Origin of the sequence: Yersinia sp. SCPM-O-B-9106 (C-191), from assembly GCF_026183365.1 — a bacterium.
Classification (GTDB): domain Bacteria; phylum Pseudomonadota; class Gammaproteobacteria; order Enterobacterales; family Enterobacteriaceae; genus Yersinia; species Yersinia rochesterensis.
Genome location: NZ_CP110791.1, coordinates 1,563,541 through 1,587,950, shown reverse-complemented (window position 1 = coordinate 1,587,950; position 24,410 = coordinate 1,563,541). Strand labels below are relative to the sequence as shown.

Sequence of the window (24,410 nt, the reverse complement as noted above, 5' to 3'; positions counted from 1 at the left end):
GGGAGGGTATGTTGATGGCCGCTAAAGTGATTTTTTATGCGCTAAACCAGAAGTTCCTCGACAGTGATGAGGATATGCCCGAGCAAGCGCAGCAAGTGATGTATTACTCGCTGGCTATTGGCCACCATGTTGGAGTCATTGATTGCTTAAAAGCCATCATGGAATGCCCGCTGAATGAGTATGAACAGTGGTTCAGCCAGTTACCCGAGGGCGAAGCTCGCCGCAAAATGGCCGGCTTGCTGAAATTTGGTGAAATCACCATCGACAGCACCCATACCCAATTACTGGCCCAAGCCTTTGCGCCACTGGCTGAAGACCCTACTTCGCTGCACCCGCAGTGGAGCCAACAACTGCTGCAAACCCTGTACGATATTGAGCAGGAACCGGCCATTTATTTAATGGTGAAACGCCGCCCATGAATCATCAACATCCCATCACAAATTTAGTATTAACCGTCGGCAATAGCATGATGGGCGATGACGGCGCAGGCCCGCTGCTAGCCGAGCGCATGACCCAGCAACCCTTAGCTGACTGGCAAGTTATCGACGGCGGCTCGGCACCGGAAAATGTGGTGCATCGGATTCGTGCTTTGCACCCCACGCGCTTGATTATCGTTGATGCCGCCGATATGGAACTGCCGCCAGGTGAGATTCGTATTATTGATCCGCAGCGAATTGCCGAGATGTTCATCATGAGCACGCATAATTTACCGCTCAATTTTCTGATTGATCAGTTAAAGGAAGATATCAGCGAAGTTATCTTCGTCGGTATCCAGCCCACCTTAGTGGCGTTCTACTTCCCGATGACCGACATTGTCAAACAGGCCGTCGAAACACTGTATCAACAACTACCCCATTGGCAGGGTGACGGCGGTTTTAGCCACCTTTGATTAGGTGACGGTGTGGTGTCGTCAAATTTGCCGACGTCACACCCGCCGACAGTTTTTTCCAGTTATCTCCCCTCGATAAAAAACCATAAATCCTTTTAAAACAATTAGATTGATTAACTTCTATCGAACCTCTTCAACTTGGCATAAACCATGCAATATGTGAGGTAATGAGCCAGATTTGCGAACCTAAATGCAAATCTGCCAGAACTTTCTATTTGGAACCGTAAGGAGAGGAAACAATGAACCGGTTCATAATCGCAGACCCAAAAAAGTGTATTGGCTGCCGCACCTGTGAGGTTGCCTGCGTGCTGGCACACAATGGCGGCAAACTGGACACCATGACCAAAGCCAATTTCGCCCCGCGCTTGAAAGTGGTCAAAGGAATGAATGTCAGCACCGCCATTATGTGTCGTCACTGTGAAGATGCCCCTTGTGCCAATGTTTGTCCGAATGGCGCGATTGTGCGGGCCGCTGACAGCATCCAGGTATTGCAGGAGAAATGTATTGGCTGCAAAACCTGCGTTGTTGCCTGCCCTTACGGTGCCATGAATGTGGTGACCAAACAGGTCGAAGTGATGTTCAACGGCCTCTCACAGGGCTTTTGCCTGAAAGCTGAAGCTCAAAAGTGTGATTTATGTGAAGGTCGCGCCGCCGGCCCGGCCTGTATCTCGGTGTGTCCGACTCAGGCGCTACACCTGATTGGCCGCGACACCCTGCAAGCCATGCTACGCAAGAAACAAATGCGCGCCGCACTGGACGAAGCCAACGAGATGAACTTTTGAACGAAGGATAATTAATATGCACAAGGCACTCACTGTCTGTCCTTACTGCGGCTCCGGCTGCAAAATCAATTTACTGGTCGAAAATGGCAAAGTTGTTGGCGCTGAAGGGGCAAATGGCGTCACCAATCAGGGTGAACTTTGTCTGAAAGGCTATTATGGCTGGGATTTTCTCAATGATACCAAGCTACTGACCCCGCGCTTAAAACAGCCGATGATTCGTCGTCAAAAAGGCGGCAAGCTGGAAGCAGTTTCTTGGGACGAAGCTATCGAATTCGCCAGCAGTAAACTGCGCGCTATTAAAGAAAAATATGGCCCGGAAGCCATTATGCACACCGGTTCTTCCCGTGGGCCGGGCAATGAAACCAACTATGTAATGCAAAAATTTGCCCGCGCCGTCACTGGCAGCAACAACATTGACTGCTGCGCTCGTGTGTGTCACGGCCCATCAGTGGCGGGTCTGCAAGTGACATTGGGTAACGGCGCGATGAGTAATTCCATCTGCGAGATTGAAGATACCAAATGCATTTTAGTGTTTGGCTATAACGCCGCAGATTCTCACCCTATCGTGGCCCGCCGCATTCTCAAAGCTAAAGAGAAAGGCGCTAAAGTCATTGTTTGCGATCCTCGCCATATTGAAACAGCGCGCATTGCCGACCTGTGGCTGCCATTGAAAAACGGCTCCAATATGGCGCTGGTGAATGCATTTGCCAATGTGCTGATAACTGAAGAACTATACGATAAAGACTATGTTTCGCGTTATACCGAAGGTTTTGATGAGTATCGCGAAATTGTTGCCAAATACACACCGGAATATGTCGAAAGCATCACTGGCTTGCCAGCACAAACCATCCGTGAAGCAATGCGCATCTATGCTGCCGCGCCCTCTGCCACCATTTTGTGGGGCATGGGAGTAACCCAATGGGGTCAGGGCGTAGATGTTGTTAAGGGATTATCTGGATTGGCATTACTGACGGGCAACTTAGGCCGCCCGAATGTTGGCGTTGGCCCGGTGCGTGGACAAAATAACGTGCAAGGTGCCTGCGACATGGGCGCATTGCCCAATATGTACCCCGGTTACCAACCCGTTACTGACCCCGCGACACTAGAAAAATTTGCCAAAGCTTGGGGTGTTCCTTCGCTTTCCAACAAAATTGGTTACTCGCTGACCGATGTTCCGCACAAGGTTAAAGAGGGAAAAATCAAAGCCAACTACGTGATGGGCGAGGATCCGCTGCAAACTGAACCCGACCTTTCGATGATGCGCGAAGCATTCAGCGAATTGGAATTGCTGATTGTGCAGGACATATTTATGACCAAAACGGCTGCCGAAGCGGACGTCATTTTCCCGGCAACATCGTGGGGTGAACATGAAGGCGTTTATTCTGCCGCCGACCGGGGCTTCCAACGTTTTGAAAAAGCTGTAGAACCCCAAGGTGATGTAAAACCGGATTGGGCAATTATTAGCCTAATGGCTACGGCGCTCGGCTATCCGATGAAATACAACAATACTAAAGAGATTTGGGACGAACTGCGCGAGCTGTGCCCACTGTATTACGGCGCAACTTACGAAAAAATGGCCGGTTTAGGCTATATTCCGTGGCCTTGTACCACGGAAGACAGTCCCGGCACACCGTGGCTATATGCCGGTAATAAGTTCGACCGCCCTGGCGGCAAAGGACTGTTGTTTGCCAGCGAATGGCGCGCGCCAATGGAACTGGTGGATGAGGAGTATCCGCTGGTGCTGTGTACCGTGCGTGAGGTCGGCCACTATTCCTGCCGCTCAATGACCGGTAATTGCTCAGCATTACAAACACTGGCCGACGAACCAGGTTATGTGCAAATCAGCCCGCAGGATGCTGATAAAATGCACTTGCAAGACCAGCAATTAGTGTGGGTTGAATCACGGCGCGGCAAGGTTATTACTCGCGTGTCAGTCAGTGAGCGTATCAATGTTGGTGCGGTATATATGACTTATCAGTGGTGGATTGGCGCTTGTAATGAGCTGACACTGGACCATCTGGACCCTATTTCCAAGACACCGGAATATAAGTATTGTGCGGTGAAACTAGAGGCCATTACAGATCAAACGTGGGCGGAAAACTACGTGCAGCAAGAGTATAGCCAGTTGAAGGCGCGGTTACGTCGAGAAGCCGAAGTAAGTTAATAGACTAACGGCTACTGCGCTTTGCCATTCTGGGTTTACGCAGTGCTCGCCACCGTCATGTACTTATGTACACTCCGGTGGCTGTGCGCTGGGCGCGCCCAGACTGGCTTTGCTCGCGACGCCTAGTCCGAGTAGAAAGATTTATCACGCCTTGGTTCAACAGGGTGACCGGTAATTAGATATGGATCTTATTTTTGAGTTACTCCATTCCATCTTCATCTTCGATACTTTTTACTGATATTCCTAGCCGCTGCATGCGGGATAACAGTGTCGTACGTTTCAGCCCTAACTTAATTGCCGCCCCTTTTGGCCCGGCAACCACGCCATTAGTTTCCCGTAATACCCGAATAATTCGCGCACGTTCGGATTCTGAAAATTCCGGTTCTTCACTCTCAGGTAATAAAACTTTGTGAACAACCTTTTCAGACACCGGTTTGGCTACTTCTAATGGTGATAAATGATATTCCAGTTCTTGTAACTGTAAATTTAACGTGGTGCCACGGCTGAGGATCACCGCCCGCTCAATCACATTTTCCAGTTCACGAATATTACCCGGCCAAGGTAAGCGACTGAGCAAACGCAATGTCTCACTCGGAATGGTATCGATAGTGCGGTTCATACGTTTGGCTATTTTCTGAGTAAAGAATTTCACCAGTAAAGGAATATCTTCAGGGCGTTCACGCAAAGGTGGAATCACAATTGGGAAAACATTAAGTCGATAATAGAGATCACTGCGGTATTCCCGATTCACCATCATCGTTTTTAAATCGCGGTTGGTTGCGGCAATTAGCCTAACATCAACCGGAATAATTTTACTGCCCCCCAATCGTTCTATTTCGCGCTCTTGTAGTACCCGTAGGAGTTTCGGTTGCAGCTCAAGAGGAATATCACCGACCTCATCGAGAAATAACGTACCGCCATCTGCCATTTCAAATCGGCCAATGCGCTGTGATGATGCGCCGGTATAAGCTCCTTTTTCATGACCGAATAAGTCACTCTCCATTAAGCCGGAGGGGATAGCCGCACAGTTCATTTTCACCATGCGTTTATTCTTACGGGTGCTCAAATTATGGATAGCGCGAGCAATTAACTCTTTACCTGTTCCTGTTTCACCCAAAATCAGCACTGTACAATCACTGGAGGCCACCATTTCAACCTGTTCCAGCACCGCTTGAATAGCGCTACTTTGGCCGATGATTTCACCAAACTCTTCATTATGAATAATTTGATCAGTCAAATAGAGATTTTCATTGACCAGTGAATCTTTCAAACGGGTAATTTCGTTATAAGCCAAAGCGTTATCGACTGCGATAGCAATTCGCGCAGCTATTTGTCGCAGCAACTTGAGGTTACTGTCGGTGAAAATATCACTTTGGCATTGTGCTAGTTTTAATACGCCCAGCATCTTATGACCGAAAAATAGAGGTAACAGACAGACTGCCTGTAAGCCAGCGTCCAGCATATTTTCCAGTTGTTTATCATCCGGAGCCAAGAGAGCAATATCAGCCAGATTGACCAGCAATAATTCCCGGCTATGTAAAACCTGCCCGGCTAATGTACCTGTTATATCCACCCAGGATTGCTGATGCTGCACCGCTTTACCAGACTGATAGCGGGTAGAAAAAACATTCAGTTTATTTTTGTCATTGTGGGTGCCACATATTGCCAAACTGATGTAATCAATATTGAAAAAGCGATGTATTTCTTTCGAGACTTCTGCTGCTAATACATCCAACTCCAGTTTAGAAATAACCGTATTGGTGACATCAACTAATATCCGGAAATGATCCCGTTCAAAGCGTAACCGTTCACGCTCGGAAAATGCTCGGTTTATCTCAGTAATATTGTTCACCGCAATGGCCACTACCTCGGCCAATAATTCCAGTAAAGTAATATCTTGCTCATCAAACTGGCTGTCATCGGTTTTAATAAACTCAACACAGCCCGACCAGTGGTTATCATGGCCCAAAGGAAAATGGCAACCAGAATGTAATTCCTGATACGGCGCTAAATCGCAGACAGCAGAAAACTCCCTTTGCATACGCTGATGGTCAGTTTGCAAAGGCGTTTGTTGCTGCCAGGCCTGGCCACCAGGGCCTTCGGCAAATAAAATATTTTGCGACTCCACGACAGTATCAGACACATCATCATGGGTATAGAGGGTCATTTGGTTATACAGGGGGTTAAGCAGTAATAAATTGACCCGTTGGAAACGGATGACAGAAAAAGAGAGTTTCCTGAGTTCATTAACTAAATCGGTTATATCCCGCAGTAATAATAACTTTTTCGATACCCTGAACAATGTGTCTTGCCAAACTTGAGCCAATGTGGGACGGGGTAGTTTTTTTGCGCTATCCATATATACCCAAAGTAATTAAGCCCAAAAAATGGATGATAACTACTTTAATGTATTGAAATGAACAAATATATATTAACCAACGATAAGCTTGATCTGGATTAATAAACTATTTCACCACATTAGCCTATGACAATTCATGATTGAAATCACGTCTCATTCAGATTAAAAAATCCAATAAAACATTAAGTTACATTAAAACATATCGTGACAATTTATATCCATCACCGGCACATCGATGTATAGATTATTATATAGCGATATGACTAATACTGACTGAAAATCACCAATAGAAATACTTAATCTGACTCATCACCCAATTTATAATCGCCCCATCTGTTTCATGGTATGGAAAATGCATGAAACTCCTGCCACTAAAATAAATATTTATTTTTATCTTAACAATAAAATAAGCAACAAGGAGTTATCAATGAGTATTGAAAATCCCTTTGATCTACGACTTCCGGTTGATATGGCAAAACTTGCAGAGCAAGTTGGTATATATAAGGCCACTAAGAATCCCGCTACAACCTTTTATTTAGCCATGACAGCAGGTGTTTTTATCTCCATTGCTTTTGTCTTCTACATTACAGCTACCACCGGCACCGCAGGTGTGGCATATGGGCTGGCAAAATTAGTCGGCGGTTTATGTTTCTCCCTCGGCCTGATTCTGGTAATTATTTGTGGTGCTGATTTATTCACCTCTACAGTGTTGATTGTGGTAGCGAAAGCCAGCGGCAAGATAAATTGGCGGCAATTAATGGCCAATTGGATCAATGTCTATTTTGGTAATTTGATTGGCGCATTGTTTTTTGTTGCTCTGATTTGGTTTGCTGGCCAGCATACCGCGGCGAATGGTTTATGGGGCTTAAATGTGCTGCAAACAGCCGACCATAAATTGCACCATACCTTTGTAGAAGCTGTGTGTTTGGGGATATTAGCTAATCTGATGGTCTGCCTGGCTGTATGGATGAGTTATTCAGGCCATACTTTGACAGACAAAATCGTGGTGATGCTACTTCCCATTGGCATGTTTGTTGCCAGTGGATTTGAGCACAGCATTGCTAATATGTTTTTGATCCCATTAGCTATTGTGATTCGTGATTTTGCATCACCTGAATTCTGGCATTCAATTAATGCAGCACCAGAGCAATTCCCTGCCCTCACAATGTCTAATTTTATTATTAATAATCTTATTCCGGTGACTCTCGGTAATATCATTGGTGGCGGATTATTAGTAGGTTTGACCTACTGGATTATCTATCTGCGTAATCCGGCTCACTGAATTTAGTGCGCCAGACATCATGGTATCTTTCGACAATTATGACGAAAAAAATGACAATTAAAAGCCAGCCGAGTTTGACTCTGGCTGGCTTTTTTGACTGCTAATGGTCGATTATTTCTTCTTAGCGTATTTCAGTGAGTCCAGTGCTACCGCAAAGATAATAATCGCGCCCTTAATAATGTACTGCCAATACGGGTTCACACCGATATAAGTCAGCCCGTAGTTAATCACAGTAAAGATGATTACCCCGGTCACCACGCCGATAACCGTACCGACACCGCCGCTGAATGACACCCCGCCGACCACGCAAGCGGCGATTGCGTCTAACTCATACATGAAGCCTAAGTTATTCGTCGCACTACCGATACGGCCAGCTTCCAACATCCCGCCGAATGCATAGAACACACCAGACAGCGCATAAATCATGATTAAGTTTAGTGGCACATTCACACCAGAAACTTTTGCTGCCTCTGGGTTACCGCCGATGGCGAAGATATTTTTACCAAAGCGCGTTTTATTCCACAGTACCCAAACAAAAACGATAGCAATCACAGCATAGAAAGTAATGTAAGAGAGTTTGAAATCACCAAATCGCAAGAACCCTTGTGCAAAGGTTGAGAATGCAGGGTCAAAACCGGCAATCGGTGATGCGCCCACGAAGTCGTAATACAGGGAGTTAATCCCGTAAACAATAATCATGGTGCCCAATGTGGTAATAAATGGTGTCACATTCAGGTAAGCAATGATAATACCGTTGACCAATCCGATAATCGCACCAATCAAACACACGGTTAAAATAACGATCGGAATAGGTACAGTCTGCAAATCTGGGAAAACTTTATTAACGTTATCCATGGCTTGCAGCATTGTAGCTGCAACCACTGCCGCTAACCCCACCTGACGACCGGCGGATAAGTCAGTCCCTTGAGTCACAATCAGCCCCGCAACACCGAGCGCGATAATAATACGCACAGAAGATTGGGTCAGAATATTACTTAAGTTCATCAGGCTTAAAAATGTCGGGTCCTTGACAATAATTATTGCCAGCAATACGAATAATACGACGTAAATCCCGCTCTCTTTAAGGTAAGTGAGCATGCTTTTCTTATTTAACGCATTCATAATAAGAACCTTCGACTAGATTAGAGATGCAAGGATGCAAGACGTAATATTTCATTTTGCGTGGTTTGTTTTGTTTCAACAATTCCCGCAACCTGACCATTACTCATTACCAAAATTCTGTCAGTAATCCCTAATAGCTCAGGCATTTCAGAGGAAATAATAATAATTCCTTTGTCTTTCTTCGCTAGTTCAGTCATTAACTGATAGATTTCAAACTTAGCACCGACGTCAATCCCCCGAGTCGGTTCATCCAACATTAATATTTCTGGTTGAGTCAGTAACCAACGGCCAATAATAACTTTCTGCTGATTCCCACCCGATAAAGAACCAATACTGGTGCGATGACCGGGTGTTTTTACTCGCATAGCGTCAATAACCCATTGGGTGTCGCTTTTCATGCGGGTATTATCCAGCAGCCCAAATTTATTTTTATAATTACGAATATTAGAAATTAGGGAATTAAAGCCAACATCGAGATAAGCATAAATCCCGGTTGAACGGCGCTCTTCCGTCACTAAGGCAAAACCGTGATTAATAGCTTCATTGGCGCTGTGATTATTAATACTCTTACCATGCAACTTAATAGTGCCAGCAACTTTTTCACGGATACCAAATAAAGTTTCAACAATATCGGTGCGCTTTGCCCCCACCAACCCGGCAATTCCCAGAATCTCACCTTTATGCAAATCAAAGGACACATCACGGATTGAAGGTTGGCGCAATGAGGTCAGATTTTTCACTTCCAGAATGACTTCACCGGGCTTATTAAGGCGATCTGGGAAACGTTGACTCAGTGAACGCCCGACCATCATTGAGATTATCTGGTCCATGGTCAGCCCTTCCAGTGGTTGGGTCACAATCCACTGACCATCGCGCAAAATAGTAATTTCATCACACAGCTGGAATATTTCTTCCATTTTATGGGAGATATAAACAATTCCGCAGCCGCGACCTTTTAATTTGCGGATAATCGTAAATAAATGATTAACTTCTTTCTCAGTTAATGAAGAAGTGGGTTCATCCATAATGACGATTTTGGCATTGTAAGAGAAAGCTTTGGCAATTTCGATCATTTGCATTTGGGATACCGATAAAGTGGCAACTTTATCGCGTGGATCAATATCAATATCCAATTCATCGAAGATTGCTTTGGTATCTTTGTACATTTTATCTTGATCGACAAAGAAACCCTTAGTTGGATAACGCCCCAACCACATATTATCCATTACGGTGCGTTGTAATACCAGGTTTAACTCCTGATGCACCATAGAAACACCATGTTCCAATGCTTCTTTAGAACTTTTAAATTCTATTTCTTGCCCCTGAAAGATAATACTTCCAGAGTCTTTTTTATAGATACCAAACAGACATTTTAATAGCGTTGACTTACCTGCACCATTCTCTCCCATTAAGGCATGGATCGAATTTGGCCGCACTTTAAGATTTACGTTATCTAACGCCTTTACGCCCGGAAATGATTTATCAATATTACTCATTTCCAGCAACCACTCACGAGGTTGTGCTGTATTAATATCGGCCATAGTTGTACCTGGCTAAGAATTGCCACTGACGTCCTGGATATATACAGCACCAGTCGTTTAGCGCATATTCAAAATAAGGATCAATGCAAAAAAACCTTCCGCCCCGGTGCTGGTCACCCAAGAACGGGGCCAGAAGGTTATTAATAACGTCTTTACCCATAGCGGTTAGAGCTGCTGTGGGTACATCCCATCACGGCTACTGGCTATTATTTAGTAAATTCAGCCAAGTTATCTTTATCAACACCTACATATGGAATTCGTACGATTTTGTTTTCGATTTTCCATTTAGTGCCTTCGGCAGCAGGTTTGCCATCGGCCAGATTTTTAGCCAGATCAAAGGTCGCTTTAGCTTGATTGTTGGCATCGTTCAGAACAGTACCGGCCATTTTACCTGATTTCACCAGAGCTAATGCTTCTGGTAAGGCGTCAACACCAAAGACTGGAATGCTGGTTTTGTTATGCGCTTTCAATGCTTCCACTGCGCCCATTGCCATGGCATCGTTATTAGCGATCACCACTTCAATTTTGTTGGCGTTCGGGCCAGATAGCCACGCATCCATCTTATCTTTAGCCTGTGCGGTATCCCACATTGCGGTATCTAACTGCAATTGTTGTGTCGGGATGCCTTTCTCGTTAAGGGTCTTGATAACATAGGTGGTACGAGCTTCTGCATCTGGGTGACCTGGCTCGCCTTTCAACAGCACAAATTGAATTTTGCCGTCTTTGTTCAAATCCCAATTTGGATTGGCTTGCCAATGTTTGGCGATTAACTCACCCTGGATAACACCAGATTCTTTGGAATCAGTCCCTACATAATAAGCTTTGTCATAGCTATCAAGCGCTTTGCGTGAAGGTTCTTTGTTATAGAACACGATTGGAACATCGTTTGCGCGGGCTTTATCAATAACCACCGGCGCTGCGGCTGGGTCAACCAAGTTGATTGCCAACGCTTTTACGCCTTTCGCCAGCAACACGTCGATTTGATCGTTTTGCTTGGATTGGTCATTCTGAGAGTCATTCATCAGTAAGGTAACATCAGGAGATGCTTTAGCATCTTTCTCGATAGCTTTACGGACCACGGACATAAAGTTGTCATCATATTTATAAATAGTGACACCAATACGGGTATCAGCTTGAGCCGCCGCGCCGAACATCATGCTGGCAACCAGAGTCGCTAATGTGAAAACCTTCTTATTCATTTGTATCTCCGGGTTTATGTAGGGTAGTACAGGGTGATAACACCATCGCCTTAACGTGAGAAAAACCCATCGTTCAAAGCAGCTGACACTCATATCTTTCGTCCTTGAACACACTCCACTCCGAAAAGCTGCCTGAGTCGTCAAAAACCATGTCATTTACAAACTCGTCGTTTGCGGAACTCGCGTTTGTAAATCGCTATTCTAAAACCCGCTACCGTGTATTTTTTTATCCGGTAACTGATGACATATTGATACATTCAGGTAGAAAACAACTAGAGCATAGACGGGCCGTTGTTAAGAATCTGTGAATTTTCTCACAGATTGAAAACGGTTACACAAGAATAAATACCGAACTAGTGAGCAACACCACAAATTGCGACAGAATGCCGGGGCACCAGCGTAGGATTAAAACAATAGACCGCATGTGAGTCTGGCGCACGGCTGGCACCTTCAAGCGCCAGCTCTGTGGCTAAAGTTGCCATAGAAACAATAGGATAGCGGACTGTGGTTAATTTAGGGCTGGTATAGCGAGCAATCGGGATATCATCAAAACCCACCAGCGAAAACTGCTCAGGGACACTGATACCATTTTCTTTTAGCACCGCCAGTGCGCCAGCAGCCATTGAGTCGTTATAGGCAAACACTGCACTGAGTTGCAAATTGCGCCCCAGCAGGTCAATCATAGCCCGCTCTCCTCCGGCTAAGTCCGGAGTACCATAGGCGCGCCAAGTATCAGGTACAGTAATACCGGCACCCTCAAGTGCCTTGAGGTACCCAATCTGGCGCTGCATTACATCATCTATGGGGTGATTAGAACCGAGGAAACCAATGCGCTGATGACCATGTTTGAGCAGCAGGCGACACGCCATTTGCGCACCGCTAACATTATCTAATCCGACGCAACGATGCTCAAACCCGGGAATTATTCGATTAATCAGAACCATGCCGGGAACTTGGTCCAAAAAGGCAATTAATTCACCGTCACTCAATGCCTTAGCGTGAACCACCAAAGCATTACATCGCTGGCGGAGTAACACCTCAATGGCGTGCCGCTCCTTATCTGCTTGGTGATAACTATTGCCAATTAATAGATATTTTTGATGTCGCTGTGCAACAGTGTCTACCGCTTTCACCAATGCACCAAAAAAGGGATCTGATACATCCATCACGACCACACCGACCGTATCACTGCTTTGAGTTGCCAGCGCCTGTGCATTGGCATTAGGTCGGTAGCCCAGCTCTGACACCGCTTTCAGCACGGCAGCCCGAGTTTCTGGCCGAATAGAGGCGCTGTTATTAAGCACTCTTGAAACTGTGGCCAGCGAAACGCCCGCCCGTGAGGCCACATCGCGAATTGTAATACTGTTTCCAGTTGAATGCAGAGCGGCCATGACCTTATCCTGTGAGTCTTATTTTATCAATAAGTCGCCATGCATACGTTGAGCACAACCTGTCATGGCAGGTGGCCTATCCTACCCAGTTTATTGAGACTGCCACGTGAAATACGTCACAAGAAAGAAAACGTTTACATACAAATTTGCAACTGTTCAATCATTATCCTGTTTTAGACGCATTCAAGACTTGGTGTTGCGCGGCTGTAACGATTGACCACAAGCATAGGCGGTCAATTTACGCCAAAGCCATTCGACTGGCCCTTGGGCAAAATAATGCAGCCATAACAAGGAGAAGAGGATATTACATAGCCAGACCAATGGAACTACAGCTAACAATTGCAGACGATCTAGCTGCTGATAGAAGCCGAGATGATAGAAGATAAAAGTGCATATCAATGTCTGCAATAAATAATTGCTCAGTGCCATGCGGCCAACCTGTGCCAACCAATGGCTAACTCGCCAGCCCGCCAATGTCGGCCAGAAGCCATAAAGCAAGGCCAAATAACCTACCGCCTGCAGAGGCGCGCCCAGCTCACGCGGCACTTGTAGCAAAAAGCCGGTCCAACGGAAATCCCATCCGACCAACCATTGCAGCGCCACACCCGGTATTTGGATAACTAATGAAAGCGGTATCAAACAAGCAGCCAGCACCCGATAATGGCGCAAACTGAATTCCCCACGTAGCCAACCGCAACGCATCAGCCCGGCCCCCAAGAGCATTGAGCCTGCCAGTTCCCAGCCATATTGCGCGCCGATAGCAATCAAATTGGATGACAACAGATCCAGCCGGTTTTTCCAAGCCTCCGCCCCACCCTGTAATTTCCAGAATTGCTCATATTGCAAATCTGCTGGCCCCGGTTGCCAAAAGCGGCCCGGCTCGCCGCTGGTGACAAAACCCAGTAGCAATAACACCGCCACCCCCAGCAAATAAAGCACCGCCCCGGTGCGCAATAAACTGGTTGCATCTTTAGCATCACGAATCATTCGCCAGCACACCAGGCCGATCAAACCATAAGCTAAAAGAATATCGCCATCCCAGAAGAAAATGCCGTGAATCAACCCTAATAACAATAAGAGGGAAAGCCGCGCCCGTATCCAGCCTTTGCCACGTTTAAGCAGCAGTTCAAGGCCAGCACCAAATAAAATGGCAAAAATAGAGAGGAACTTTGCTTGAGCGACAATATCAAGAATGGCCCATGTCCAGCTATCAGACACAGAGGGAAGACCAAGATAAGCAGGATTAAGATAAGCAGCCTTGGGAAGGCCAAAAGCACTAATATTGAGCAGAAGAATGCCAAGAATGGCCAGACCTCGCGCGCTGTCTAACGTTGCGATGCGTTGACGCATACCCGACATCCTGTATAGGGGCACCCAATGGTGCCCTTTTTGGCAAAAGGCTAATTAACCGTGGTGATATTAGCTATTATGACGAACAGCGCGCAGGAATTCCTGGCGAGTATTCTGACTGGATTTGAACAACCCGCCCAATGACGTGGTGGTGGTCGCACTGGTCGCATCGCGAATCCCACGCGCTTTCACACAATAATGCACGGCATCAATAGAAACAGCGACATTATTTGTCCCTAACAAGGTCTGCAAGGCCAGCAGGATTTGCTGCGTCAGCCGCTCTTGTACTTGTGGGCGCTGGGCGAAAAACTGCACAATACGATTGATTTTGGATAAACCAATCACACTGTCTTTCGGGATATAGGCCACTATTGCCTTACCATCGATAGTCACAAAATGATGTTCACAAGTGCTGGTCAGGGTGATATCACGCACCGTAACCATCTCATCGACCTTCATTTTATTTTCGATCAGGGTAATTTTAGGGAAGTTCTCGTAATCCAGACCGGAGAAAATCTCATCAACATACATCTTGGCGATACGTCTTGGTGTATCGGCCAAGCTATCGTCAGATAAATCAAGATTCAGCAATTGCATAACTTGCGTCATATGCTCCTGAATCCGGGTCTTGCGCGTTTCGGCATCTAATTCTTGTTTGCGCAATGGGGTTTCAAGACCACGGGCCAGCAGTGCTTCATGAACCAGCTCAGCTTCTTTACTCAGCGATGACATTCTTTTCTCCAACAGGCGTACGTGTCTGAGCGAGATAAACATGATGTAGATCACGTTCAGATTTTGCTCTCCACTTTAGTTGAGAGCAAAATGATTATCCAGTGATTGTTCTTGATATCCAATGATTGTTCTTGATCTCCGATGATTGTTATTGATCTCCGATGATGGTTATTCATCTGCAGCGGCACTTTTATCATGATGAAATTGTTGCGTCTGGATGAGCAGCAATCTCCCGCGCACGGGCTGGGGTTTTAATCACCAAAGCCCCGGCAATCATCAGTGCCACTATTGCGACATATAATGCGGGTTCCAACCGGTGGGTCAATGCGGTCGAAATCGCGGATAATATCGGCCCAACCAACTGCCCGATAGCATAGCCGGTGGTCAATAAACCGGCCATATACCGGGTGTGTTCCGGGGCCAATTCGCGACCATGTTGCAAAGAAAGTTGGACGACACTCAAAAAACCACCGCCGGTTAATACAGCACCCAATGCCAGTCCGCTCACACCTGGCACCCATTCTGCACACAGCACCCCTAAGGCCTGTACCCACAGGGTTAATGCCAGCCGTGTTTGTGATGTCAAACAATGGCGCGTCAGGATACCGAGGGTAATACCTATTACGGCGGCACCACCGAAAACAGGCCAGACAAACTGCGCAAATAGACTATCAGGGAAACGGGCTGTGGCCATCTGCGATAAAAACGTGGCGGGTAAAATATAGCCAAACCCCGCCAGACTGTAACTCCACACCAACCGTTTCAGTGCTGGAGTTAAAGTCAGTGGCACAGCGGCAAGATGAGGACGATGCAATTCCCCACTGCGCGGTAAATTAATACTAATGGCAGCAACAATAATCAACGCCAATACGCCATACACTAGCCAAGCTTCTCCCGCCGATAAGCCATAGCTATGGATTAGCACAGCCAACATGCCGCTGATGAATATGCCAGCCCCCGGCCCAGCAAAGACAGCCGCACTCAGCGCAGGGCGGCCAAAATGTGCCAATCGCTCATTGGTCCAGGCGGCAACCAGCACCATCGACCAGCCACTGGCCCAGCCAATAGCAAAACGTACCACGCCATGCCACCACGGCCCGTCAACAACAGCGGATAGCAGTGTCAACGCCGCCGCCCCCCATATCCCTAGCCATAAGCGGCGTTCAACATGGCGGCTGGCCCGCATGGCATCAAAAGCACCAAATAAATATCCCAGATAATTAACTGCCGCAACCAGCCCTGCCCCGGTCAGGGTGAATTGATGTTCCGCTATCATCAGTGGCACTTGGGGAGTGAAAGCAAAACGCCCTATCCCCATAGCCACCACTAATGCCAGAAAGCCACTCAATGCAATTCTTAATGCCATCAGCCCCGCCTATCTATTTCTGTCAGCTCATTACCGCAGACAATCTGTTAAAAGAAAGTTGCGAATATCATGCCTGAGCATTAGAATCACAAAAAATGAATAATAGTCACTAAGTTCATCACAAAAAGAGAACACTTATGGATCTGACCCAGCTGCGCATGTTTTGTTGTGTAGCAGAAACAGGTTCCGTTGCCCGAGCAGCGGAGCAGATGCACCGCGTCCCCTCAAATTTGACGACACGCCTGCGCCAGCTTGAAATAGAGTTGGGTGCAGACCTGTTCATCCGTGAAAAACAGCGCCTGCGCCTTTCGCCCATGGGTCACAATTTTCTTTGCTATGCCAACCGAATTCTGGCGCTGAGCGAGGAGGCTATGAGCATTACTCATGCAGGTGAACCTGCCGGTAATTTCCCTCTCGGCTCGATGGAAAGTACTGCGGCCACTCGCCTGCCCAATCTGCTCGCGGCTTATCACCAGCGCTATCCCAAGGTCTCTTTATCACTGACCACCGGGACTTCCGGCGAAATCATTGAACAAGTCCGAGCCGGAACACTGGCGACCGCATTGGTCGATGGCCCGGTGCAGCATGATGAACTGCATGGTTGCCGCTCTTTCGAGGAGCAATTGGTGATCATTTCCTGTCTGGATCACCGACCTATTCTGCAAGCCCGTGATGCCGTGGATGAAACTTTGTTTGCTTTTCGTCCCAGTTGTTCATATCGGCTACAGCTGGAAAGCTGGTTCCGTCAGGCGGGCTGTTTACCTGGACATATCATGGAAATCCAGTCCTACCACGCCATGCTAGCTTGTGTGGCTAGCGGAGCGGGGTTAGCGCTGATACCGCATTCAGTATTGACTCTGTTACCCGGCCACGAGCGAGTACAGGTGCACCACCTGCCACCCGATATTGCCGAGACGGCAACCTGGCTTATTTGGCGCAAAGATGCCTTTAGCCCTAATGTTCGCGCCCTCAAAGAATTAATCATTGAACAGATTGAAACTCAGTAATTGAGCGGGCAGAGCTACTTTTTCCGGTCATAATTTATACAAGTATCGTTTGCTGTTATCGGTAACGATCACATGAAACATATATGATACATGTATGTTTCATAAAGAATATATTTACACCCTAAATAATTCGAGTTTCAGGTAGGCGGCAACGAAATGAACCCAAGGAGTTGAGATAACTCAATGACTCGGGTGAGTGATGGCAGCCAACACACCTGCAACTTGAAGTATGACGGGTATAACACTCATTACGCAGAAACTATAGGAGCAACACCATGGAGATGATTAAAACCCGCGCCGCAGTCGCATGGGGGCCAAACCAGCCGCTATCCGTTGAAGAAGTCGATTTAATGCCGCCACAAAAAGGCGAAGTCCTGGTGCGGATTGTCGCCAGTGGGGTTTGCCACACTGACGCCTATACCTTATCGGGTAAAGATCCTGAAGGCGTATTCCCGGCCATTCTGGGTCACGAAGGTGGCGGTATTGTAGAAGCCATTGGCGAAGGCGTGACCAGTGTTGCAGTGGGTGACCATGTGATCCCACTGTACACACCTGAATGTGGTGAATGTAAATTCTGTCGCTCCGGCAAGACCAACCTGTGTCAGGCGATCCGCAGCACACAAGGTAAAGGCCTGATGCCTGATGGCACGACTCGCTTCTCTAAAAATGGCCAGCCAATTTTCCATTACATGGGCACCTCGACTTTCTCCGAGCTGACCGTCGTGCCAGAAATATCACTGGCAAAAATCAATAAAGAAGCGCCATTAGAAGAAGTTTGCTTGCTCGGTTGTGGCGTCACCACCGGCATGGGGGCCGTTATCAATACTGCCAAAGTAAAACCGGGCGATACCGTGGCTATCTTCGGCTTGGGGGGCATTGGTTTATCGGCGGTTATTGGCGCACAAATGGCCGGTGCCAGCCGAATTATCGGGATTGATTTGAATACCAGCAAATTCGAGCTGGCCCGCAAACTGGGCGCGACTGACCTGATCAATCCGAAAGATTATGATAAACCTATTCAGGATGTGATTGTCGAGCTGACCGATGGCGGCGTAGATTTCTCATTTGAATGTATTGGCAACGTCAATGTCATGCGTTCAGCTTTAGAGTGCTGCCATAAAGGTTGGGGCGAATCAGTGATTATTGGTGTCGCCGGTGCCGGTGAAGAGATCTCAACCCGTCCATTCCAACTGGTGACCGGCCGCGTCTGGCGTGGCTCTGCATTTGGTGGTGTAAAAGGCCGTTCAGAATTACCGGGCATTGTGCAGCAATACCTGGATGGAAAATTCGCCCTGAATGATTTCATCACCCATACCATGGGGTTGGATCAAATCAATGAAGCCTTTGATTTGATGCATGAGGGCAAATCCATTCGTACCGTGATTCATTTCGGCGATTCTGCCCAAAAACATACTTTACAAAACAAATAGATCAGGAAGGCAGACAACGCATGAATACGTCACTTGAACTTCTCGAAGAGCACCGGATGTTTGGTGGATGGCAGCAACGCTATCGCCACGCCGCCAGCAGCCTGAATTGCAATATGACGTTCAGCATCTATCTGCCACCACCACGGGATGATAACCCGCCGCCGGTAGTTTACTGGCTATCGGGGCTAACCTGTAATGATGAAAACTTCACGCTAAAAGCGGGCGCACAGCGTATCGCGGCTGAGCTAGGATTGGTGCTGGTGATGCCGGATACCAGCCCACGCGGTGATGACGTACCTAATGATGACGGTTATGATTTAGGCCAAGGAGCTGGGTTTTACCTGAATGCAACACAAGCCCCTTGGTCTAAGCATTTTCATATGTACGATTATATCAGTCAGGAGTTGCCGGCATTAATTCGCCAGCACTTTAGTGTCAGTGGGCGTCAATCTATCTGTGGTCACTCAATGGGCGGGCACGGTGCGCTGATGTTAGCGCTGCGTAACCCGCAGCAATATCAATCGGCCTCAGCTTTCGCGCCGATAGTCAATCCGTGTCAGGTTCCGTGGGGCCGTAAAGCCTTTAGTGCCTATCTGGGGGCAGATGAAAGCCAATGGTTACAATATGATAGCTGCCATTTACTAACACATGCAGAAACCCAGTTGCCGATGTTGGTGGATCAGGGAGATGTCGATCAGTTCCTTGCCGATCAACTACAACCGGCAAAATTAGCCGAGTTGGCACGTCAGCGTAGCTGGCCTCTGACTCTGCGTATTCAGCCTGGCTATGATCACAGCTATTTCACCATAGCGACATTTATTGAAGATCATCTGCGTTTCCATGCGGAACATTTACACCCATAACGGATACAACTAATTAGATTACCCATATTAAATAGCTTAAGCCCCTTCGGGGGCTTTTTATTTGATAGCAGATATATAACTTATTATCGTTACGAAAATAACTAATAAGTGGAAATTTTAATAATATAATTAATAAACATCTATAAAAAACATGTCGAGAAAAACATTGATAAAATCGTAAAAAAGAATTACAAATAACTGACTCAACACTTCTCGAAATTGAGTAAAAGCAAAAGGAAATGACTTAAATGGAGAGTTATATGTATACTTCACACCAACCCAATAGAAAAACAAATAATGCCAATTTAGCGGCATTGAAAACCAAGTTAGAATCGTTAGAGCAATCATTTAAAAAAAACTTACTCTCGATAAGTGACGATGAGATAGAAAACCTAATAAACAGTAATATCAATAATAAAATTACCGCATGGAATTGGTCAAAAAGCTTCACACAATAGCAAATTAACTAATGCGATTACTTTATAGCAACAGAATTAAGATGCTTTTATTAGCATCTTAATTCTTGGGGCCGCATAGCTTAATATAAAGGTAAAAGATATCACTATTAATTATAAATTAACCATTATTATATTTTATTAAGAACAGTGAGATATCCATGTTAACCAGTGAGTTTATCAATGATCTGAAACTAAGCCCAATATCAAGTCTGTTAGCAATTCTAATAACAGCTATCGGATTAATATCATTGTTTTTTGTATTACTCATTTATTTAACAAACTCACGTATTGAAAAACATCATGAAAACTACAAAGATATCTATCGGATAGAGACATTATTTAATCTGCCTAATGGGGATGAGGTGAAATCAGCACAAGCTCCCCTGCCACTTATTTCAGTATTAAAAAATGATAACAACATCAAACATGTCGACTTTATAGCCCGTATTTTTACCCGTTTACAGGTTAACGATAAGATACATTCAAATGTTGATATCTATGCAGTAAGTGCCGAGTTTCTTAACACATTAAATCTTTTTCAACAAAAAATTCCCCATCTGGCACAAAATGAGATTATTATTACCCCTGAATTTAATCGGCAATACCTTCATCTGGAAAATCCTCAAGGGCAAGTTATTACATTGGGTGATAAAGGCCAGTTCGTCATTAAAGATGTGGTTGAGTTCAATAAATCTAGCCGGTTTAAAACCACTGCGGTTATCGCATTCGCTCCCGAAATAATAGATGATTATCATGATAAAAGACATGATTGGTATGATATGCATGCCTATGTTTTTATCACGATGAAATCAGGAATGAAACCAACCCCAGAACAACTGAACTCATTCGTTATCAGACACGCACCTCAACTTCCCGGCGCCCCATTTAGCCCCGAAGAATTCATTCGGCTATCAGCGCGTAATATTGCTGATATCCATTACGACAATGCACTACCGGATGAAATAAGCACGGTAACTTCACCATTATACTTAAACATTTTATACGTTTCAGGCCTATTTGTCTTTTTTACTACCACTATGAATTTCTTTAATATTAATAATGTAATAAACGCAAAAAAGAGAAACAGTTTTTATATAAAAAAAGCAATCGGTGCATCTCGTTATCAGCTAATCACAGAAGCATTTTTTATCGCTACATTACAAACTACATTAGTGCTTTTACTTGCTCTTTTTAGTTTAATGGCGCTTACGCAGTTTTCCTATAGCATCAAGGAACTTATATTTACCCAAGGTAACAATGACTTCTCAACCGCATTTTCTATTACTGCAGCGATAACTTATGCCGCTATTTTACTCGCACATTATACTTTTTTAATGACTTTTATCTTACCCAATAACAGTTATTATAGTGGAATTTATACGCAACCGCCTCACTCTCTTCGCATAAATAACATTATGTTCTGCATACAGATTATTATTGCTGGAATTATCATTTACTTGTGGTCAGGAATAATGACACAAATACATTTCATGAAAAATTACAACTTTGGTTATGATAAAGAGAGTGTAATAACATTCGAATTAAGTGATGAGTTAAAATCAAATACTGCCATCAATAGTTTACAGGATGAATTAATGAGTAAAGTTGGCATTGTTAATATTGCCATAAGCAGTTGGCGACCATTTGATATGTCTCGCAGTAATATTCATGTATTCCATAACCATCAACAAGAAAAAGATAAATTAGTTACAGTCAACACCCTTAGTGTAAATGAGAATTTCATTAGCACCTGGGGTATAAAAATAATAGCAGGTGACAAAAACCCACTATTACCCAGTGATAACAGCAATATCCACCATGCTATTGCCACAAAGTCTTTTATGACATTAATGGGAATGCAATCCTATGAACATACACTTAATACTTTATTTTATATTAATGAAAATGATTCACAACAATCCGTTAGAGTTTTGAAAATAATAGATGATTTTTATCTTGCAGGTCGAGAGGAGACTCCCTCTCCATTACTTATCTTTATTAAAAAAGATAGTCCTCAACGTTATGGATCTATCAAAATTAAAAATATGCCGGATATAGGAAAGATAGTCGATATATTAAAACGTTACCATGTTAATAGCGAACAAATAGTATCAGTCAATAATTTACATAAAGAATATTTTAATGACAACATACTAATACAGAAAACAATCAATGCTGTAACACTGTTTTCAGTAATGTTAATGTTGATGAGTACCACAATAATTGGAATTTCGGAGACAAAACGGCTCGATAAAACCTTACAAATAATGGAGACAATTGGTGGTTCTATTTACACCCATATTACTTTCTTTATACAACAAAATATTATACCCATCCTTATCGCATCGGTAATATCACTCCCTATAAGTTTGTTGCTATTGCATAAATGGTTGGCACAGTACAGTTTGGTCAAAGGGCTATCCTATGTCTATGCCACAGGATCGCTCATTATTTTCATTTTAAGTATTGTTGTTATTATGGTCATCACGTTCATTTTCAGTAATATACTGAAAAATAGAAGTAATAAATAAAATTATGGATATAAAAATAGAACCATCCGACTCTGTGAATATAACAGCTAAATTAGTGGTTTTTAGTTTATTAATTATTTTTTTTGCGGGGATTTATTATATTTATTATTTATCTTCTACTCAACGTATATTACTCATTTCTCGAGAAGATGCTGTTTTTCATACGACCAAAGCAGAAGTGTATCAGGATGTACTGATTACCCGAGCCACCACTGTACCGAGAGAAAGCATTATTGTATCAAGTGAACGCGGTGGGAAAGTGACTGAAGTCGTCAAGCAGGCATTTGATACTGTCGTAAAAGGTGATGTCATTGCTCACTTATCTAACTACGAATTTATGCTGGAAGCGACATCGCGGATAGCGAATATTACCGAACAAATAAATAATCTTCGTAATATGAAAATGCAGTTGGAACAAGATGATCGAGATACAAAACTTAATTTACAAGAAGCTCTACATCAAATAGTTATAATATCTAAAGATTTGAATCGGCACCAAGTTCTTGATAAAGCATCCATGATTGCAAAGTCGGAGCTGGAATATAAAACAGACATATTGAAAAATTGGAAAATAAAAAGTGACATATTGAGAGAACATGATGAAAAAAATAAAAAATCATTTCCATCACAATTTAAAAACATAGATGATTCTATTTTTCTACTTGAGAGAATGATGAAGACTATTGAAAATGGTATGAAGCAATTAGTCATAAGCGCACCTATTGATGGAACTTTATCGGTTCTGGATATTGAATTAGGTCAGCAAATAAAACCAGGAGGAAAAATAGCGACAATCGATAATTTAACATCATATTATTTTAATGTTTACTTTAGTGAATATTACCTCGATAAAATAAGACCACAAAGCCATATTATTTCATCAATAAATGGTAAAAATATAAAACTATTTATTGAATCGGTTTCAACTATTGTTGAAAATGGTAAATTCAAAGCAAAATTGGTACCACTACAAGAAACTATTATGCCACTTAAACGGGGACAATCTATAGAAATACAAATCCCATTACAAGAAGAAAAAAACAATGTGTTAATGGTTCCCACTGATAGTATTTTTTCGGACAAGCAAGGGAGTAATTATATCTATATTTACCAACCAGAAGATGATAATGCAATTAAATATCAAGTTGAAATTAACCGCCGCAACTCAATGAAAACAGAAGTCACAGCAGGATTGAAGATAGGACAAGTCATAGTGATGCCTCCAGCCACCAATAATAATGAATACGACATCATAGGGTTCAAATAACATGTTGAACATGCAAAATGCTGAAAAGTGTTATACCACCAAAACGATTAAAACCAGAGTTATTAATCAAATTAGCTTTAGTGTTGAAGAAGGGGATTTTGTTTCTATTATGGGGCCGTCAGGATCGGGTAAATCAACATTGCTTAATATTATTGGTATGTTTGACAACCTTGATAGTGGATCATTTACCTTGGCAGGAAAAGAAATCGTCCGCATGAGTTACTCTCAAAAAACAACATTAAGAAGAAACTTGATAGGTTATATATTTCAATCATTTAATCTAATTCCACATTTATCTATTTTTGATAATATTGCCTTACCCCTTAAGTATCGCGGTATTGCCAAAAAAGATCGTATTGAAAAGGTAAGTCAAGTTTTAAGTCTTTTTGGTATCGATAACCGTAGCGGGCATAAACCGGTGCAATTATCAGGTGGTCAACAACAAAGAGTCGCAATTGCCAGAGCAATGGTATCTAACCCTGCGTTGCTCTTAGCTGATGAGCCAACTGGAAATTTAGATAGCAAAAATGCCCATACGGTACTTCAGCAGTTGAAAAATATAAACCAAAAAGGAACCACTATTATTATGGTAACACACTCAGATGAAGCTTCAACATTCGGAAATAGAATAATAAAAATGAAAGATGGTAAACTAACATGATAAAATAGGAATGTAT

20 protein-coding genes are annotated in these 24,410 nt (G+C 44.2%); 12 read left to right on the top strand and 8 right to left on the bottom strand.

All coding sequences use genetic code 11. The features are described from left to right. Nucleotides 1-14: 14 nt before the first annotated feature. From OP863_RS07285 to fdhF, 4 genes are all read left to right on the top strand, one after another. Nucleotides 15-419: a formate hydrogenlyase maturation HycH family protein gene (locus tag OP863_RS07285; protein WP_050291719.1), complete on the top strand. Its 405-nt coding sequence runs from the start codon at nucleotides 15-17 to the stop codon at nucleotides 417-419. Then, nucleotides 416-889 (top strand): hydrogenase maturation peptidase HycI, encoded by a 474-nt coding sequence (gene hycI / locus OP863_RS07280; protein ID WP_265526036.1) that lies wholly within the window; start codon nucleotides 416-418, stop codon nucleotides 887-889. Before OP863_RS07285 ends, hycI begins: the two co-directional genes overlap by 4 nt. 239 nt (nucleotides 890-1,128) lie before the next feature. Further along, nucleotides 1,129-1,671, top strand: a complete 543-nt coding sequence (locus OP863_RS07275) for a 4Fe-4S binding protein (protein ID WP_145540780.1) — start codon at nucleotides 1,129-1,131, stop codon at nucleotides 1,669-1,671. 16 nt (nucleotides 1,672-1,687) lie between these two features. Continuing rightward, nucleotides 1,688-3,835, top strand: a complete 2,148-nt coding sequence (fdhF, locus tag OP863_RS07270; protein WP_145591738.1) for a formate dehydrogenase subunit alpha — start codon at nucleotides 1,688-1,690, stop codon at nucleotides 3,833-3,835. Nucleotides 3,836-4,034: 199 nt separating this feature from the next. Here the strand turns inward: fdhF and flhA are convergent, their stop codons facing one another. After that, on the bottom strand, nucleotides 4,035-6,194 hold the full coding sequence (flhA, locus tag OP863_RS07265) for a formate hydrogenlyase transcriptional activator FlhA (RefSeq protein WP_145509577.1): 2,160 nt from the start codon (nucleotides 6,192-6,194) through the stop codon (nucleotides 4,035-4,037). Between the two features lie 427 nt (nucleotides 6,195-6,621). Between flhA and focA the strand changes: the two genes are divergently transcribed. Then, on the top strand, nucleotides 6,622-7,476 hold the full coding sequence (gene focA / locus OP863_RS07260; protein WP_265526035.1) for a formate transporter FocA: 855 nt from the start codon (nucleotides 6,622-6,624) through the stop codon (nucleotides 7,474-7,476). A gap of 111 nt (nucleotides 7,477-7,587) precedes the next feature. Here focA and mglC read toward each other — a convergent pair whose 3' ends face one another. From mglC to OP863_RS07225, 7 genes are all read right to left on the bottom strand, one after another. Next, complete coding sequence (gene mglC / locus OP863_RS07255; RefSeq protein WP_145588834.1) at nucleotides 7,588-8,598, bottom strand: galactose/methyl galactoside ABC transporter permease MglC; 1,011 nt, start codon at nucleotides 8,596-8,598, stop codon at nucleotides 7,588-7,590. A gap of 20 nt (nucleotides 8,599-8,618) precedes the next feature. After that, nucleotides 8,619-10,139 (bottom strand): galactose/methyl galactoside ABC transporter ATP-binding protein MglA, encoded by a 1,521-nt coding sequence (mglA, locus tag OP863_RS07250; protein ID WP_265526034.1) that lies wholly within the window; start codon nucleotides 10,137-10,139, stop codon nucleotides 8,619-8,621. A gap of 206 nt (nucleotides 10,140-10,345) precedes the next feature. Beyond that, complete coding sequence (gene mglB / locus OP863_RS07245; RefSeq protein ID WP_038634361.1) at nucleotides 10,346-11,338, bottom strand: galactose/glucose ABC transporter substrate-binding protein MglB; 993 nt, start codon at nucleotides 11,336-11,338, stop codon at nucleotides 10,346-10,348. A 353-nt stretch (nucleotides 11,339-11,691) separates the two neighbouring features. Continuing rightward, nucleotides 11,692-12,729 carry an HTH-type transcriptional regulator GalS gene (gene galS, locus OP863_RS07240; RefSeq protein WP_038634364.1) on the bottom strand — a complete coding sequence of 346 codons (1,038 nt, stop codon included), beginning with the start codon at nucleotides 12,727-12,729 and terminating at the stop codon, nucleotides 11,692-11,694. Between the two features lie 183 nt (nucleotides 12,730-12,912). Continuing rightward, on the bottom strand, nucleotides 12,913-14,079 hold the full coding sequence (gene yeiB, locus OP863_RS07235; protein WP_145591326.1) for a DUF418 domain-containing protein YeiB: 1,167 nt from the start codon (nucleotides 14,077-14,079) through the stop codon (nucleotides 12,913-12,915). Between the two features lie 69 nt (nucleotides 14,080-14,148). Beyond that, nucleotides 14,149-14,811, bottom strand: coding sequence for a GTP cyclohydrolase I FolE (gene folE, locus OP863_RS07230; RefSeq protein ID WP_038634369.1), 663 nt, complete (start codon nucleotides 14,809-14,811; stop codon nucleotides 14,149-14,151). Between the two features lie 193 nt (nucleotides 14,812-15,004). Beyond that, nucleotides 15,005-16,177 carry a YbfB/YjiJ family MFS transporter gene (locus OP863_RS07225; protein WP_265526033.1) on the bottom strand — a complete coding sequence of 391 codons (1,173 nt, stop codon included), beginning with the start codon at nucleotides 16,175-16,177 and terminating at the stop codon, nucleotides 15,005-15,007. 137 nt (nucleotides 16,178-16,314) lie between these two features. On the opposite strand from OP863_RS07225, the gene ptrR reads away from it, so the two are divergent. The 7 genes from ptrR to darD all read left to right on the top strand — a co-directional run bounded on the left by ptrR (nucleotide 16,315) and on the right by darD (nucleotide 24,394). Beyond that, nucleotides 16,315-17,184 (top strand): putrescine utilization regulator PtrR, encoded by an 870-nt coding sequence (gene ptrR, locus OP863_RS07220; protein ID WP_265526032.1) that lies wholly within the window; start codon nucleotides 16,315-16,317, stop codon nucleotides 17,182-17,184. Between the two features lie 275 nt (nucleotides 17,185-17,459). Continuing rightward, complete coding sequence (locus tag OP863_RS07215; protein ID WP_186368272.1) at nucleotides 17,460-18,614, top strand: S-(hydroxymethyl)glutathione dehydrogenase/class III alcohol dehydrogenase; 1,155 nt, start codon at nucleotides 17,460-17,462, stop codon at nucleotides 18,612-18,614. Between the two features lie 20 nt (nucleotides 18,615-18,634). Then, on the top strand, nucleotides 18,635-19,477 hold the full coding sequence (gene fghA / locus OP863_RS07210; protein WP_145588838.1) for an S-formylglutathione hydrolase: 843 nt from the start codon (nucleotides 18,635-18,637) through the stop codon (nucleotides 19,475-19,477). A gap of 248 nt (nucleotides 19,478-19,725) precedes the next feature. After that, a complete protein-coding gene (darA, locus tag OP863_RS07205; protein ID WP_416222822.1) occupies nucleotides 19,726-19,935 on the top strand; it encodes a darobactin family peptide antibiotic in 210 nt (69 codons plus the stop codon). Between the two features lie 158 nt (nucleotides 19,936-20,093). Next, entirely contained in the window at nucleotides 20,094-22,466 is a 2,373-nt protein-coding gene (gene darB, locus OP863_RS07200) for a darobactin export ABC transporter permease subunit (RefSeq protein WP_265526031.1), read from the top strand. A gap of 4 nt (nucleotides 22,467-22,470) precedes the next feature. Further along, the gene (darC, locus tag OP863_RS07195; RefSeq protein WP_265526030.1) at nucleotides 22,471-23,733 is read left to right on the top strand and encodes a darobactin export ABC transporter periplasmic adaptor subunit; all 1,263 of its coding nucleotides are present in this window, start codon (nucleotides 22,471-22,473) and stop codon (nucleotides 23,731-23,733) included. A gap of 1 nt (nucleotide 23,734) precedes the next feature. Further along, entirely contained in the window at nucleotides 23,735-24,394 is a 660-nt protein-coding gene (gene darD, locus OP863_RS07190; protein ID WP_265526029.1) for a darobactin export ABC transporter ATP-binding protein, read from the top strand. The last annotated feature ends 16 nt before the right edge of the window (nucleotides 24,395-24,410 follow it).